Here is a 15,775-nt window from a genome sequence, read left to right on the forward strand (position 1 = left end):
CAGCACTAATATTAACACACACACCATTCACCGCTCACTACTCACCATTCGGCTTGATACTGTAAAAACAATAATCATGAAAAAAACGATCTTCCCTTTGTTATTAATAGTCTTTTTATGTGCGTTTACTACTGGTAAAAGTCCCTTAAGGGGCGTATGGGAGTATAGAGGCGGTTTGATCAACGGCAAACATGACAGTGTATCAACCAGCTATAAACTGCAGCGTACTTATGATGATCAGCACTATCAGGCCAAAGTAATTGAAAAAGGACAGAAGACTTTTATTTACGAAAAAGGCGATTATAAACTGCAAGCAGATACCTGTTTTGAAACCCAAACCTATTGTGATCAACCGTCAAAATTATTGGGTAAAACCGTAAGATACATTTATACGCTGAGTAATGATACACTTAAATTACTGGCCACATTACCCAATGGTAATAAGATAGAGGATCATTGGGTAAAAGTCCATTAATACTGATTCATTAGTTCATTGGTGAATAGTTTATCAAGGACTATCAGAAAAACCTAATGAACAAATTATCCGACGCAAACAAATGAACCAATGACACTAATGAACCAGTGAACCAATAGAATTTATGATTAAAAATTGGATAAAAGGCCGTGTCCTGAAATATATTAGCGGTTTTAAGGACCTGGATGGCTGGCTCACAGAGCGGGAGGCTATGGGCTTATTTCTTTTAGCTTTTAAAGCACCGCGTAACGCAACCATAGTTGAAATAGGCAGCTGGCAGGGCAAAAGCACCTATTGTTTATCCAAGGGGCTCCGGTCAGGAAAGGTTTATGCGATTGATCCTTTTAATGCTGATGGCGGATTGGATAAGGATAGCGAAAAAATATATGCTGAAAAAAAAGGCACGGATGACCTTTATGCTAAGTTCGTCAGTAACATGACCAAACTTAAAGTACTGTCAAAAATTGTTGCCAAAAGGGGATATTCGTACCAATTTCCTGATGAATTTAACAAAATAGATGTGCTTTTTATTGACGGGGATCATTCAATAGCAGGTTGCAAGCTTGATTTTGAGTTGTTTTCACCCAAAGTCGTTGTCGGCGGCTATATCGCTTTCCATGATTATGATAAATCACGCAATGAATTGGGGCCTACTTATGTCATACAAAATATGGTGCTGAATTCTTCGGCCTATGTATATTACCGGCAATATGATTCTTTGTGGGTGGCTAAAAAGATTGGGTAAAGGTTCATTAGTTCATTGGCTCAATAGTTCATTGGTCTTATCTATTTATCAAGTAATGAACCATTAAACTAATGAACAATTGAACCAAAAAAATGGCACAATAATCAACTATTTTCTTAACTTCGCAGGTCGCTTAAAAAACACTTTTAACGCGCAATTATAGAGAAGATTCCACAAATTAATAAAAATGGCCGAAGGAACAGAAAACGACAATTCAAGCAAGGAAGACAGAATAATTTCGATAAATATTGACGAGGAAATGCGATCTGCTTACATTGATTATTCAATGTCGGTGATCGTTTCCAGGGCATTACCCGATGTCCGCGACGGATTAAAACCTGTACACAGACGTGTTTTATACGGCATGTTTGATATGGGCTTAAATAACAACAAGCCTTATAAAAAATCAGCGCGTATTGTGGGTGACGTCATGGGTAAATACCACCCGCATGGTGATAAATCTGTTTATGATACCATGGTACGTATGGCCCAGGAATGGAACCTGCGTTACCTGCTGGTTGACGGGCAGGGTAATTATGGCTCCATGGATGGTGACGAACCCGCGGCAATGCGTTATACAGAAGCCCGTTTGAAAAAACTGGCCGAAGAGATGGTAGCCGATATTAACAAGGATACTATCGATTTTCAGCCAAACTTTGACGAGTCGGAGCAGGAGCCAACCGTATTACCATGTAAATTCCCTAACCTGTTGGTTAACGGTGCATCTGGTATTGCGGTAGGTATGGCTACCAATATGGCGCCACATAACCTGTCTGAAGTAATTGATGCGACTATCGCATTGATCGATAACCGTCAGATAGAGATCGCCGAACTGATGAAGTTTGTAAAAGGCCCCGATTTCCCTACAGGTGGTATCATCTATGGTTTTGAAGGTCCCCGCGAAGCGCTGGAAACAGGTCGTGGCAGGGTAGTGATCAGGGCCCGTGCTGAGATTGAAACACATGGCAGCGACCGCGAACGAATCATCGTGACCGAAGTACCTTACCAGGTTAACAAGGCCCTCATGATTGAACGTACTGCCGACCTGGTGAACGATAAAAAGCTGGAAGGCATATCCGCCATCCGCGACGAATCAAGCCGCGAAGGTATCCGTATAGTTTATGAAATTAAACGGGAAGCCAATGCAGCCATTGTATTGAACAATCTGTTCAAATATACCGCGCTGCAAACATCGTTCAGTGTAAACAACATCGCGCTGGTTAATGGCCGCCCAATGATGCTAAACCTGAGGGATTTGATCCACCATTTTGTGGAACACAGACACGAGGTTGTTGTACGCCGTACCAAGTTTGAGCTTTCCGAAGCAGAAAAACGTGCCCATATATTAGAAGGTTTATTGATCGCGCTTGATCACCTGGACGAAGTAATTCGCCTGATACGTGCATCACAAACACCTGATGAAGCCCGCGAAGGTTTGATAAGCCAGTTTGGTTTAACCGATATACAGGCCCGTGCTATACTGGATATGACGCTTCGCCGGTTAACCGGACTTGAGCGTGATAAGATCAAAGATGAATATGCGGAGTTAATGAAGCTGATCGAGTATTTAAATTCCATTTTAAATGACGAAGGCTTGCGGATGCAGATCATTAAGGACGAACTGATAGAAATAAAAGATAAATACGGCGATGAACGCAGAACAGAAATAGTTCACTCATCTGCTGAAATGCAAACCGAAGACTTTATTGAGGATGAAGATGTGGTAATTACCATATCGCGTGAAGGCTACATCAAACGTACGCCTTTAACCGAGTATCGTCGTCAGGGCAGGGGTGGTAAAGGATCTATCGGCAGCAACAGCCGTGATGCCGATTTTATTGAGCACCTGTTGGTGGCATCGAACCACAACTATATGTTGTTCTTTACCGAATCGGGTCAATGTTATTGGCTCAGGGTATTTGAAATTCCGGAAGGCACACGTACCTCAAAAGGACGCGCTATTCAGAATATCATCAATATCCCTAAGGAAGACAACATTAAGGCTTATATTAAACTCATCAGCCTTAAAGACCAGAACTACCTGGAGAATAACTTCATTATCATGTGTACCAAAAAAGGTACCATCAAAAAAACCTCACTGGAGGCTTACTCACGTCCGCGTGCCAATGGTATCAACGCCATCAACATCAACGAAGGCGATTCGTTACTGGAAGCAACCTTAACCACAGGCAGCAGCGAAATTGTGATGGCACTAAAATCGGGTAGGGCTATCCGCTTTAATGAGTCGACTGTCAGACCGATGGGACGTACTGCAACCGGTGTTCGTGGTATATCATTAGATAGTGACAATGATGAAGTTGTGGGAATGATCAGTATTGACGATGCCGAAACAACCGTTCTTGTGGTATCTGAAAAAGGCTATGGTAAACGTACCGATATTGATGACTACAGGGTAACCAACCGCGGTGGTAAAGGTGTAAAAACTTTAAACATTACCGAAAAAACCGGAAACCTTGTGGCCATAAAAGGTGTTACAGATAAAGAAGACCTGATGATCATCAACAAATCGGGCATTATTATACGTATTGCGGTTAGCGAGCTGAGAACCATGGGCCGTGCCACACAGGGCGTTAGGTTAATTACTTTAAAGGGTAATGACGAGATAGCTTCTGTAGCTAAAATTGAGCATGACGAGGATGAAGAAGCGGAACTGGATGAAAATGCCGTGAATGATGCCGGTGATGGTGATGAAGCAGCTAATGACAGCGACGAATCAGCAACAGAAACTACTGAATAAATAATATGGGTTACCGTAAAATTATCCTGGCGGTTATAATATCATCAATGACTACAACCTTTGCCTTTGCTCAAAGCGAAGCGCTAAAGGTTGTGGTTAATAATCTGGCTTATTACAAGCAGAAAAATGATCTGAAATACCTGGCAGCGGCCAAAAAATCGGCAGATAGCCTCATTATTACCAAATCTGACACGGCCGATCTGGAGAAAAATACCTATCGGGCCCTGGTTAATTCGAGCATTTTGTACATCGATTCGCTCAACAAACTCGGCCAGCCTGAGAAATTATTACCCGAAACCTCGGCTTTGGTTGACAGACTATCGGCGAATAAAAAGGTATATAAATTTCAGTCGGAAATTGATTACAGCAAACGTTGCCTGGCTAATGTTTACATCCGCAAGGGCTTTGAGTTTACCAATAATTCAGATTTCACCAAAGCAAGGGAAGCCTTTGACAATGCGCGCAAATACGCCCCGAACTTTAAACAGATCAATGATTATATAGCCTACTCTAATAATAAAGCCGGTAATTTAGTAGATGCAGCCAAATACTACAGCAGGTTATTAGCCGTTGATAGCGGAAGGGCCGAATATATTGAAACCGCTTCCAGTATTTATAAATCATTAGGCGATACGGCCAAAGCTTTAGAGATACTGCAAAAAGGGAGGAAGGTATTGCCCAACGACCGCTTTTTACTCCTCGACGAAGCCAACATTTACAACAACCAGAAAAATTATAAGGCCCTGGAGCCATTAATAGGCCCATTACTTGATATTAATGCAAATAACGCCGATATTGCATTTGTAGCGGCAAATTGTTATGACCATTTAAACAAATTTGATAAAGCGGAATCACTTTACCTTCGTACTATTGAATTAAACAGTTCTGCTTATGAGCCCGCTTTTAATTTAGGTTTGCTTTATTTAAAACGAAGCGCCAATACAAAGGAGGGAAGCGAGGATCAGGACGTTGGCCGTGCTGTACAATGGCTTGAGAAAGCTAACGAAATATCCCCTAATAATGTACAGGGCTTAAAAGCGCTGCAACTGGTTTATGCTAAAACCGGCAATAAAGATCAATTAGACAAAATAAACAGTAAACTAAAACAGTTAACAAACTAAATAAACTATGAAAATCAAACTTTTGATGGCGGGCCTGTTAGGCTTAGTTTCAGCAACAACGTTTGCACAAAAAGGTGAATTAAGCACTGCTAAAAGTGAATATGACAACTACGAAGGATTAAGAGGATCAAAAGCTACCTTAGCCGTTGCTACTAAAAGCCTTGGAACCGCCAAAACCTCCATTGACAAAGCGGCTGCCAATGAAAAAACAGCTGCCTTGCCACAAACCTTTGCTTTAAAAGGAGCTATTTATGCAGCTTTGGCTGTTCAGGATACGGTTGCGGCTACCTCATTGCCTTTGTTTACAACTGCCGATGAGTCATTAAAAAAAGCTAAAGAACTGGATACCAAAGGCGAGAACAAACAAATAATTGATAACGCTTATTTAAACCTGGCTCAATACCAGTTAACCAAAGGTGTTGCCGAATATTCAGCTCAAAAATATGATCAGGCTTATCGTTCATTTGATTACTATCGTACCGTTTTGCCTGAGGATACCAACGCTATTTACTACACAGGCTTAGCTGCGGCTAATGCCAAAAACTATCCGGCGGCTATATCCAATTATAACAAGCTGGTTACCACCAAATACTCCAAAAACGCGGGCGTTTATATGGATCTGTCATCACTTTATTTAGCTAATAAAGATACCACCAACGCGCTTAAATCAGTTAGCGAAGGAATAACCAAATATCCTACAAATAGCGATCTGCGTAAAAGAGAGATAGAAATAAGCCTGCAAACAGGAAAAGAAAAAGAAGTAATTCAAAAAATACAAGCTGCCTTAGCTGCCGATCCAAAAAATAAAACATTGTATTATTATGCAGGTTTAACTTACTCACAAGCCGCAGAATCAATCATCAAGGAACAAGCTAAAGCAAAAGACCCTGCAGCCAAAGCCACGTTACAACAGCAAAAAGTTGACAATTACACTAAGGCGGCCGATATGTACAAAAAAGCGCTGGAAATAGATCCAAACTATTTTGAGGCTAACCTTAACTTAGGCTATGTGGTCCTTAACCCGGCTATTGATGCTTACAATGCAGCAAATAAATTGCCTGCCAACAAACAAAAAGAATATGACGCTGCAATAGCCAAAGCTAACGCGCAATTTGATCTGGCAAAACCTTATCTGGTAAAAGCAGTTGATTTGAATCCAAAATCTATTGATGCGTTAACAAACCTCAGAACTTATTACTTAGGTAAAAAAGACAATGTTAATGCAGAAGCAACCAAGAAGAAAATTGATGCGTTAAACGGTCAATAAGAGATACAACAAAAGAGGGGCTTTTTAATAAAGCCTCTCTTTTTAATTCTATTACTTAACATAATGTTAATTATGTGAAAAATATGTAAAAAGGTTTTAACTGGTAAAGCTCTTTGTCTTGATTATTCAGATTACAAAGATTACCTTGGTAGACATCATTTAAAATAACCTTGTCATGAAATACTTAGTTTTTGCATTACTGATTTTCAGCGCAATGTCCGTTCGTGCTCAAATTGTATTTGCATCACCTGACCGGAACGATTTTAAATCTATTACTTTTATAGTGAATCGTGAAGATATCAATAACCCACAATTGATCTTGAATGATTTAAAGCATGCTCCTGTAACTCTTGTTGTCAAAAGAGATACAACAGTTTCTAATATTCGCTTAATTAAAGTTTTTAATCCGGTAGCAAATGAATTGTGTTTTTTGAGTTTTCCGCTTAATCTGTCTATGCTAACGCTTTATGATAGTAAATTTAAGATTGTGGCTAATTTAAATAATGATAGTTATTCCTGGCATATTGCGAATGAAACTTCTCGGACTAAAAGTGCTCCACCAATATCACCTGAACAACTTGTAAAGCTTTTTATGTTGTTGTTGTGAAATTAAATTCCCTTAGTAATAAGTTGATCCCCGTTTTCAAACGAAGTGCCAACTATAATTTCAATAACCTTGTCGTCTGCATAAAAATTCGAGACTACTTCTATTGAGATTCCTTTTAGTGATGCTGTATACTGGTCAGGTCCCATTATTTTAAAAGAGTTCTGTTCGAGAACTTCTTGTAATTGATATGAGAATTTTTTAAGATTGCTGGTAGTTGAGATTAAAATTAAAGTAGGTACTAAGCTTACTATACCGATTATAACTCCAATGAAAATGGTTGTAGTATTGAATATTTTAAAAGCGACCACTTGTGATGATTTAGAATACTAATATAATATTATCCGTAACTATTTATTAGATAAACAATTAAGATTATCGCTTTTTTGTGGCAGTGTTGAGCCTTCCTACATTAATCCTCCTGTTTATTATCGGCTAAACAACTTCCAATGTCCTTCGGAGATGACTTCTATGCTACCGTCGGTCACTTTAATGGCGGTCTGGATCGTCAATTGCATATGATGGTACTGGTATTGTAGCTGCCAACTTTTCCAGGTTGGCCAGGGAATTCTCCGGAAACAACTCATAATCCAAATGCGGATGCAGTGCAAAGTTTAAAGTGTTTTTACAAAAGAAAAACCAAACATCTGGTTTTGATAAGTGGGCACAATCACGGTACCGGTATTTTTATCTCCTTTACCGCCCGAAAACTGCTTTTTAATATAAGGATAAACCAAATAGGCAATCTTTGTTGAAAGTATGCCTACCCCTGCCCCTGCCACTACATCACTAAACCAGTGAGCATTATTGTAAACTCTCAATATTCCGGTTGACGCTGCGATAGAGTATCCCGCAATGCCATACCAGGGTGAAATATCGCCATATTCCTGGTTTAAAAATTCGGCAGCAGCAAATGCGTTACCGGTATGCCCTGACGGAAAAGAATATTTATCAGCATCGCTCGGACGTGTACGCTTACTTAAATTTTTTACTGTAAAGGTTGTGCCTGCAAAAATACCTTCAGACAAAACGTAAAGCGCCGTACGGTCGGCAAAGTTATGCTTGCCATGTACGCCGGCCAGGTTTAAACCATACACAATTGCTGCCGGAGCATACTGAAGATAATTATCGGCATGGGTTTTAAAACCAGGATGATCTTTCTGCATATCATTATATACATTGTAATCAATTTGCCGGATACCTTTAACGTGAAAAGAAAGTATGCCCCAGGTAACAAATGCTGCCGGTGGAATATAAGTTACAATGGAATGGTTTGCTTCTTCAACCGTTTTGTCCTTGTGGGTGATTTTTAAAGAATCAGTAATTTCTGATTGTTGTGCAGAAGTGATAACTGGAAGAATTATTAGCAGAAAAAAAATATATTTTTTAAAAAACATGACTACATTAAGCTAAAATAAGGCAACTATGAAGCCAATATTAAGCAATAATTCTGAATTTATTCTGTATCATTTAAACAAGACATTTGACCAGATCCAATGATGGTTTAAAATAAAGTCGGTTAAATCCAAAATGTATACAAATTACTCATGTACTTTTACCAAAAAAAGAAGTGAAAATACTCATCATTGAAGACGAAAAAGGGTTACGTGAAAGTATTGAAGCATACTTTCAGGAAGCTGGTGACATCTGTGAAACAGCAGACAGTTACCAGGCTGCTATGGTGAAAATCAATCTTTACAGTTACGACTGTATTTTGCTGGATATTACTTTACCGGGCGGAAGTGGTATCGATATACTTAAAACGCTCAAAGCAAGTAATAATAAGGATGGGATTTTGATTATATCGGCCAAAAACTCACTTGATGACAGGTTGCAAGGGCTGGATCTTGGCGCGGATGATTACCTGGTTAAGCCCTTTCATTTATCTGAACTTAAAGCCAGGGTTTCTGCCATTACCAGGCGTAAAATGTATAATGGCAATAATATACTGCAATTTAATGAGATCAGTATTGATCTGTCGGCTAAAACTGTTACCGTTTTAGACACCCCCCTAAAATTAACCCGTAAAGAACTCGCGTTGTTAATTTACTTTATAGCTAATAAAGGCAAAGTAGTCTCCAAAAATGCAATCGCGGAGCATCTTTGGGGAGATGGTATAGATTTGGCCGACAATTTTGATTTTATTTACTCCCATATTAAAAATATTCGCAAAAAGCTGGTAGAAGCCGGGGCCAATGATTATATACAGGCTGCATATGGCATGGGTTATAAGTTTAATGATAAATGAAACTTTTAGATAAATATAACCGTGTAAATTTAATTGCCGCTATTATTATCATGCTGATAACCGGTGGGATCTACTACCTGGCCATCAGTTCAATTCTTATTAATGAAAAAGATAAATCGCTGGAAGTTGAGGAACAGGAAATTTTTGATTATGTAAAACTGAACCATAACCTGCCCCAGGTATTTGAATCACCAGACCAGCAGATCAGCTTTAAACAAGTTCCTAAAAACTCGGTCACCCGTAAGTTTATTAATACAACTTATTACAAAAATGCTAACGAACCAGAATCAGGAAGAGGCTTGATTAGTTTTGTTGATATGGGGCATACCTACTATAAAATTTTGATAGTAGAGTCGAAAGTTGAAACCGAAGACCTTATACAGATCATATTTGGTATTACCATAGGCGTTATACTGCTCCTGCTTTTGGCGCTCGTTATTACTAACCGGCTTATTCTTAACCGGCTATGGCAGCCTTTTTATAATATACTTGACGAACTTAAGCTATTTCATATATCCGATACCCGGAATATCCCGCAACTGGATAATTCCATAGATGAGTTTAATGAATTACATCAGGAGGTTTCGGCAATGGCTACACGGGTAAAGCATGAGTATCAAAACCTTAAAAATTTTACAGAAAACGCGTCGCATGAGCTCCTCACTCCTATAGCTATTATCACCTCTAAACTGGACACGCTGATACAAAGTGAAAACCTGAGCGAGGGACAAGGTAAATTATTAACTGACCTTTATGGTGCAGTTAACCGATTAAACCGTTTAAATCAATCTATGCTGTTACTGGTAAAGGTAGAGAACAGATTATTGAAAGATGAGAACCTGATAGATCTGAAAGCCTTAACCGAAGAAATGATCTTTCAATTTGAAGAAATATTTCAGAGTAAAAATCTTCACGTTTCCTATAATCTCGACGAAAAGCAGGTTTATGCTAACCGGCATCTGATGGAAATTTTACTGAGCAATTTAATGAGTAATGCGATCAGGCATAATTACAATGGTGGGGAGATTAAAATAAACCTAAACGCTGAAAGCTTAATTATAGAAAACACAGGTGATGAACTACCTTTAAGAGACGATCAGATCTTTACACGTTTTCATAAATCATCTTATTCTGAAGGTAGTGGTCTTGGGCTCACGATATCCAAACAGATCTGCGAGAATTTTAATTTTTCCCTTCTTTACAGCTTTCAGAAACCTTACCATAAATTCAGCATAGGCTATTAGCAATTCACCTCGGTTTAAATGTGATGTAGGTCACGCAGATTCTTGAAGTTTTCTGCCGTCCTTTGATATGTAATTCAGTAAACATATTAAAAATGAAGACCACAGATAACATCCTCCACATGCCTTTGCTCGGGTTTGGTACCCTGATCCCTGATAAGGCTTTGACTATAAGTGCTACCAGAGACGCGCTGGAAGCCGGATTTCGACACTTCGATGCTGCAGAACGCTATCGAAACGAAAGTGAGGTTGGCGAAGCGCTGCAAGCCGGGCTCGCTGCCGGTGGAATTGCCCGCGAAGACATCTTTGTTACCACGAAGTTGTGGAATACCAATCATCGTCCAGAACGTGTTGAACCGGCATTCGAAGCGAGTTTAAAAAGGCTCAAACTCAACTACCTGGACCTGTATCTCATTCATACACCGTATGCGTTCCAACCGGGTGATGACCAGGATCCGCGGGATCAAAACGGTAATGTTATTTACGATAAGGGGGTGACTTTACTTGACACCTGGAGAGCCATGGAGCAACTTGTGGATGCTGGTAAATGCCGGGCTATAGGACTGTCCGACATTACTTTGAAGGACCTGGTGCCTCTCTACAAAGCGGCGAGAATCAAGCCAGCCGTGGTTCAAGTCGAATCACACCCGTATTTACCGGAAACTGAGCTTTTGGATTTCTGTAAAGAGAACGGCATTGTATTTTTAGCTTTTGCACCTTTGGGTCATGGAATAAGACCGGGGCTGCTCGAAGATCCTGTTATTGTGGACATTGCCGAACGAATTGGAAAAACACCGGCGCAGGTGCTGTTGGCCTGGGCCATCCAGCGGGGCACGGCTTTGCTTACTACACCTAAAACCGCAGACCGGGCCAGGGAGAATTTTGACATCTCTCCCCTGCCGCAAGACGCGTTTGATGATATCAACCGTATTGAGACCAGGCAGAGACTCAATCAAGTAGTGAGCACCGGTGTTCCCGGTTTCATCCCACAACGTGATTCGAACGAAAAAGCTAAACGTTAAAAAGCAAGTATCATGAAAGACGAACAAATACGTGAAGCCCTGAATGCGCACTGGCGCGCATCGGCAATTGGCGATGTGAACGCAGAACATGATATTTACGATGACGATGCCATCTGTGATTATCCGCAATCGGGCGAAAGAATCCTCGGAAGAATTAACTTACAAGCCCTGCGGAGCCATCACCCAGGCAAACCGTCTGGCTTTAAGATAAAGCGGATTCTTGGGCAAGGCAGCCTCTGGATCACAGAATATACCATCATTTACCAGGGGCAATCGGCTTACACGGTGAGTATTATGGAGTTCCGGAACGGTAAAGTGATACATGAAACACAGTATTTCGCAGAGGCCTTTGAAGCGCCTGCCTGGCGAAGCCAATGGGTGCAGCAGGTCTCGTAAAATTTTATGGTAGTTTGTATGAAAACCCCTGTTCGGCAACGTACGTCAACTGTAACATTTCCGAACAACCGACCTTTTTTAAATATTACAAATAATTAATAATCAATGCATTAAAATAAGGGCACGTAATTGGTATACTTAAAGCATTATCGACACATTTAAAACCGGCCGCGCCATGCTCAAAACATATTTTAAACTTGCTTACAGGAATATCATTAAGGATAAAGCCTATTCCATTTTGAATATAACAGGTTTAGCCATAGGCCTGGCATCAAGTATCCTGATCCTTCTTTGGGTACAGAATGAATTAAGTTACGATAAATTCCATAAAAATGCAGGCCAGATCTATCGTATCAACAACGATTTTGGTGATTCAAAAACAGCGGCCAGCTCTGCAGGCATGCCCGCTGGGTTAAAAGCGGAAATGCCGGTTATTAAAAATACCGTTCGTTTACAACCCGCGTATCCTTCTGTTTTACTTGAAACAGGTAACAAAAAGTTCCAGGAAGAACGTGCATTTTATGCCGATCCAAGTTTTATGGATGTATTTTCCTTTCCCCTGGTAAAGGGCGACCGCGCCACAGCGTTAAATCAGGTAGATGGCGTTTTAATAACACAGGAAATGGCTGCAAAATACTTCGGAAAGGAAGATCCTATTGGCAAAACAATACGAAAAGACAATAAAGAAAATGTGGTGGTAACGGGTGTTTTGGCCAATATCCCGGCTAACTCCGATCTGCAATTCGACTTTATTCTTCCAATGGCCTCCTTAGCCAAAACGAATGATGATTTAAAAAATAGTGTATGGACAAATTTTAATTTTTATGACTATGTTCTGTTAGATAAAAAATTCGATCCTTCCGCTCCCAATTTATTAAAACTGGAGAAACAAATTGACCAGATATCTTTAAAACATACCCCAGGGATAGAGGTTAAAGCCTCTTTTAAATTGGAACCTTTAACTAAAATTCACCTCGCGCCCGAAAGATTGGGAGATTCAACGGGTCATGGGAACGCGCAATATGTAAGCATCTTTTTTATCATCGCTGTTTTAATATTGATAGTAGCCTGCATCAATTTCATGAACCTGGCTACAGCGCGCTCAGCCCGCAGGGCCAAAGAAATTGGCTTACGCAAAGTGGCAGGCGCTATACGCGGACAACTGATCTTCCAGTTTTTAAGCGAATCGGTATTTATTTCTTTTCTATCATTAATGCTCGCGCTCGGCATTGTTATTTTATTCCTGCCGGTATTTAATGAACTGGCCAACAGAAAACTCGCTATCGATGTATCGGATGTGAAGCTCTGGTTAAGCCTTTTTGGTATTGCCATGTTAACCGGGCTTATCTCTGGCAGCTATCCTGCCCTGTTCCTTTCGGGCTTTAACCCGGTTAAAGTACTCAAGGGAAATGTAAAATCAATGGGCGGCAATTTACTGTTCCGCAATGCTTTGGTTGTAACTCAGTTCATGGTTTCTATTGTATTGCTGGTAGGCACCGTAGTTATTTACAACCAGCTTAAATTTATCAGGGAACGAAACCCCGGCTTTGAAAAGGCCAATCTCTTATATATACCCGTGACCGGGGACATTTGGACAAAGAAGCAAGCCTTAAAAAACGAATTAAATGCAAACCCGCTTACCAGCGATTTTTCTATTATTACCGATCTGCCCACCAATCTTGGGGGCTGGACAATGAGTGTTGACTGGGCTGGCAAAGATCCGCGCGCTCAAACAATTTTCCCGGTAATAGGTGTGGATGAGAATTTTATCCATACATTCAGGATCAAGATGATAGCAGGCCGCAGTTTTTCAAGCGCCTTTAAAACTGATTCAAATAGCTACTTAGTTAACGAAAAAATGCTGAGCATTATGGGTTTAAAGCCTGATGCCGCAATAGGTAAATCATTAACGCTTTGGGGGAACAAGGGTACTATTATTGGCGTGGTAAAAGACTTTAATTTTAAACCGGTTCAGCAAGCTATAGAACCATTGGTGATGCCTTTCAATAAAAATGGTAGTTTTATAGTGGTACGGACATTACCCGGCAAAACCAACGCTACTATACAGGCTCTATCAACCATAAGCCAGAAGCTCAACCCGGCTTACCCCTTCAAATTTGATTTTCTTGACCAGGATTTGGCTAATCTTTATAAGGGAGAACAACAGATGGGCAAAATCTTTAACCTTTTTGCCACGCTTGGCATTTTTATCTCCTGCCTGGGTTTATATGGCTTATCTGCCTTTATGGCCGAGCAGCGTACCAAAGAAATTGGTGTGCGCAAAGTGCTGGGCGCATCGGTGTCAAGTCTTGTTTACTTATTAGCCTCCGGAATTACTCGGCTCATCCTGATAGCTATTGTTATAGCCATACCGCTTTCCTGGTACGCCGTGAACACCTGGCTTGCCGGCTTTGCCTATCATATTCATGTAGGCTGGCTGATATTCGTAATAGCATCAGTATCGGCGCTGGGCATTGCCTGGCTTACGGTTAGCTATGAATCCATAAAAGCAGCTGTTGTTAACCCTATAAAGAGTTTAAGGACGGAGTGATCATAAAGAAATGAGAAAGGGCTAAGGCCTACATCAATGAATACCTGGAGGCGAGCCCAATCGGGATACCAGTCTAAAGCCAGCTCCCGAAATGTGGTCTTTGGCAGAAGTCCGAATAATAAAGGGGAGCAGCTCTACATCAATAAAGCTCTCCCCTCCTCTATCAAAACACCTTGTTATTTGACTAACAAGTTCTTCTTAAAACTTCAGCAATACTTTACCAAAAGGTCTGTCTTCTATTAAATAACGCTGTGCTTCGGCCACATCGGCCACATCAAATACTTTGGCTACGATGGGTTTTATTTTCTCACCGGCCAGCAATGGCAGCAATTGATCCCATACTTGCTTCTGCTCTTCGGCGTTAAACCATCCGGAAAGACTTTGCCCCCGCATTTGTAAACCCTTCCATACAAAATCAGTTACGTTGGCTGTAACTTGTGTACCAGCTGAGTAGCCAATGGTAACCAATATGCCATTGCGGGCCAGGGAATGAAGTGCCTCCCCGGTTAAATTGCCGCCGATACTGTCAATCACCAGGTCAACCCCTTTTCCTTCTGTTATTCTTAATACTCCTTCGCTGATGGTTTCCTTGGAGAGATCAATAACATTTTCAATACCTGCAGCCCTGGCAGCTTCAGCTTTTTGGGTTGAGCCTGCTGTGGTGATCACCAAAGGCGAGCCATAAGCTAATGCCAATTGGATAGAAGCATTACCAACAGCGCCACCCGCTCCTAATGCCAATACACTTTTGCTGTTGGTAAAATCGCCTTTATTTAAGCTGGCCTGCGCCGAGAAAAATGCTACAGGGAATGCGGTAGCTTCCTCGTCAGATACATTATCCGGCGTTTTAAGTACTTCTTGCGGGTATAAGGCCAGGTACTCTTGCCAGGTTCCGTCGTTGTTGATACCCCTGATAGAACCATCGGGTGAAAAGGGCGAAATTATAACTCTTGCTCCTTCTGGAAATTCGCTGTCACCTTTTACAATCACGCCGGCAGCTTCATTTCCCAAAATCATGGGTAGCTTTTTAGCCTGTGGTATTAACCCTTTCCTAATGGTATTATCAACCGGGTTCACCGCGGCTACATTTATTTTAACCAATAACTGTCCTTCTTTTAATTCCGGGATATCCAGGTTAACTATTTTCAGGGTTTCATATGCTCCGTATTCTTTAAATTGAATTGCTTTCATGTTAGTTTTATTTTTTATAGATCAACAGGTAACCGTTAAGACAAAAATATACCGATTGGTATTGTTTTTTATAATCGCATTGTCACAGTTTAAAATTTCATTTTGTCAGCACCATTCCATCTTTTGTTTGTAATGATATATGCTGACAAAACATTG

General features: G+C 40.7%; 13 protein-coding genes. 11 read left to right on the forward strand and 2 right to left on the reverse strand.

Annotation, left to right across the window (positions count from 1 at the left end):
• Positions 1–76 precede the first annotated feature (76 nt).
• The 6 genes from ACNURT_RS15280 to ACNURT_RS15305 all read left to right on the forward strand — a co-directional run bounded on the left by ACNURT_RS15280 (position 77) and on the right by ACNURT_RS15305 (position 6,973).
• Positions 77–475 carry a hypothetical protein gene (locus ACNURT_RS15280; RefSeq protein ID WP_419698418.1) on the forward strand — a complete coding sequence of 133 codons (399 nt, stop codon included), beginning with the start codon at positions 77–79 and terminating at the stop codon, positions 473–475.
• A 124-nt stretch (positions 476–599) separates the two neighbouring features.
• A complete protein-coding gene (locus ACNURT_RS15285) occupies positions 600–1,220 on the forward strand; it encodes a class I SAM-dependent methyltransferase (RefSeq protein WP_419698419.1) in 621 nt (206 codons plus the stop codon).
• A gap of 187 nt (positions 1,221–1,407) precedes the next feature.
• Entirely contained in the window at positions 1,408–3,978 is a 2,571-nt protein-coding gene (gyrA, locus tag ACNURT_RS15290; RefSeq protein ID WP_419698420.1) for a DNA gyrase subunit A, read from the forward strand.
• Positions 3,979–3,983: 5 nt separating this feature from the next.
• Positions 3,984–5,099: a tetratricopeptide repeat protein gene (locus ACNURT_RS15295; protein ID WP_419698421.1), complete on the forward strand. Its 1,116-nt coding sequence runs from the start codon at positions 3,984–3,986 to the stop codon at positions 5,097–5,099.
• Positions 5,100–5,106: 7 nt separating this feature from the next.
• A complete protein-coding gene (locus tag ACNURT_RS15300) occupies positions 5,107–6,366 on the forward strand; it encodes a tetratricopeptide repeat protein (RefSeq protein WP_419698422.1) in 1,260 nt (419 codons plus the stop codon).
• Between the two features lie 175 nt (positions 6,367–6,541).
• Positions 6,542–6,973 (forward strand): hypothetical protein, encoded by a 432-nt coding sequence (locus tag ACNURT_RS15305; RefSeq protein ID WP_419698423.1) that lies wholly within the window; start codon positions 6,542–6,544, stop codon positions 6,971–6,973.
• A 611-nt stretch (positions 6,974–7,584) separates the two neighbouring features.
• Here the strand turns inward: ACNURT_RS15305 and ACNURT_RS15310 are convergent.
• Positions 7,585–8,367: a phosphatase PAP2 family protein gene (locus ACNURT_RS15310; protein WP_370996519.1), complete on the reverse strand. Its 783-nt coding sequence runs from the start codon at positions 8,365–8,367 to the stop codon at positions 7,585–7,587.
• 173 nt (positions 8,368–8,540) lie between these two features.
• Between ACNURT_RS15310 and ACNURT_RS15315 the strand changes: the two genes are divergently transcribed.
• The 5 genes from ACNURT_RS15315 to ACNURT_RS15335 all read left to right on the forward strand — a co-directional run bounded on the left by ACNURT_RS15315 (position 8,541) and on the right by ACNURT_RS15335 (position 14,428).
• On the forward strand, positions 8,541–9,218 hold the full coding sequence (locus tag ACNURT_RS15315) for a response regulator transcription factor (RefSeq protein WP_419698424.1): 678 nt from the start codon (positions 8,541–8,543) through the stop codon (positions 9,216–9,218).
• Positions 9,215–10,462 carry a sensor histidine kinase gene (locus ACNURT_RS15320; protein WP_419698425.1) on the forward strand — a complete coding sequence of 416 codons (1,248 nt, stop codon included), beginning with the start codon at positions 9,215–9,217 and terminating at the stop codon, positions 10,460–10,462. Before ACNURT_RS15315 ends, ACNURT_RS15320 begins: the two co-directional genes overlap by 4 nt.
• Before the next feature lie 92 nt (positions 10,463–10,554).
• A complete protein-coding gene (locus ACNURT_RS15325; RefSeq protein ID WP_419698426.1) occupies positions 10,555–11,481 on the forward strand; it encodes an aldo/keto reductase in 927 nt (308 codons plus the stop codon).
• A 12-nt stretch (positions 11,482–11,493) separates the two neighbouring features.
• Entirely contained in the window at positions 11,494–11,877 is a 384-nt protein-coding gene (locus ACNURT_RS15330; protein WP_419698427.1) for a hypothetical protein, read from the forward strand.
• 175 nt (positions 11,878–12,052) lie between these two features.
• Positions 12,053–14,428: an ABC transporter permease gene (locus ACNURT_RS15335; RefSeq protein WP_419698428.1), complete on the forward strand. Its 2,376-nt coding sequence runs from the start codon at positions 12,053–12,055 to the stop codon at positions 14,426–14,428.
• A 198-nt stretch (positions 14,429–14,626) separates the two neighbouring features.
• Here the strand turns inward: ACNURT_RS15335 and ACNURT_RS15340 are convergent, their stop codons facing one another.
• Complete coding sequence (locus tag ACNURT_RS15340; protein WP_419698429.1) at positions 14,627–15,619, reverse strand: quinone oxidoreductase family protein; 993 nt, start codon at positions 15,617–15,619, stop codon at positions 14,627–14,629.
• Between the last annotated feature and the right edge of the window lie 156 nt (positions 15,620–15,775).

It is taken from the genome of Mucilaginibacter sp. NFX135 (genome assembly GCF_048565145.1).
Lineage (GTDB): Bacteria > Bacteroidota > Bacteroidia > Sphingobacteriales > Sphingobacteriaceae > Mucilaginibacter.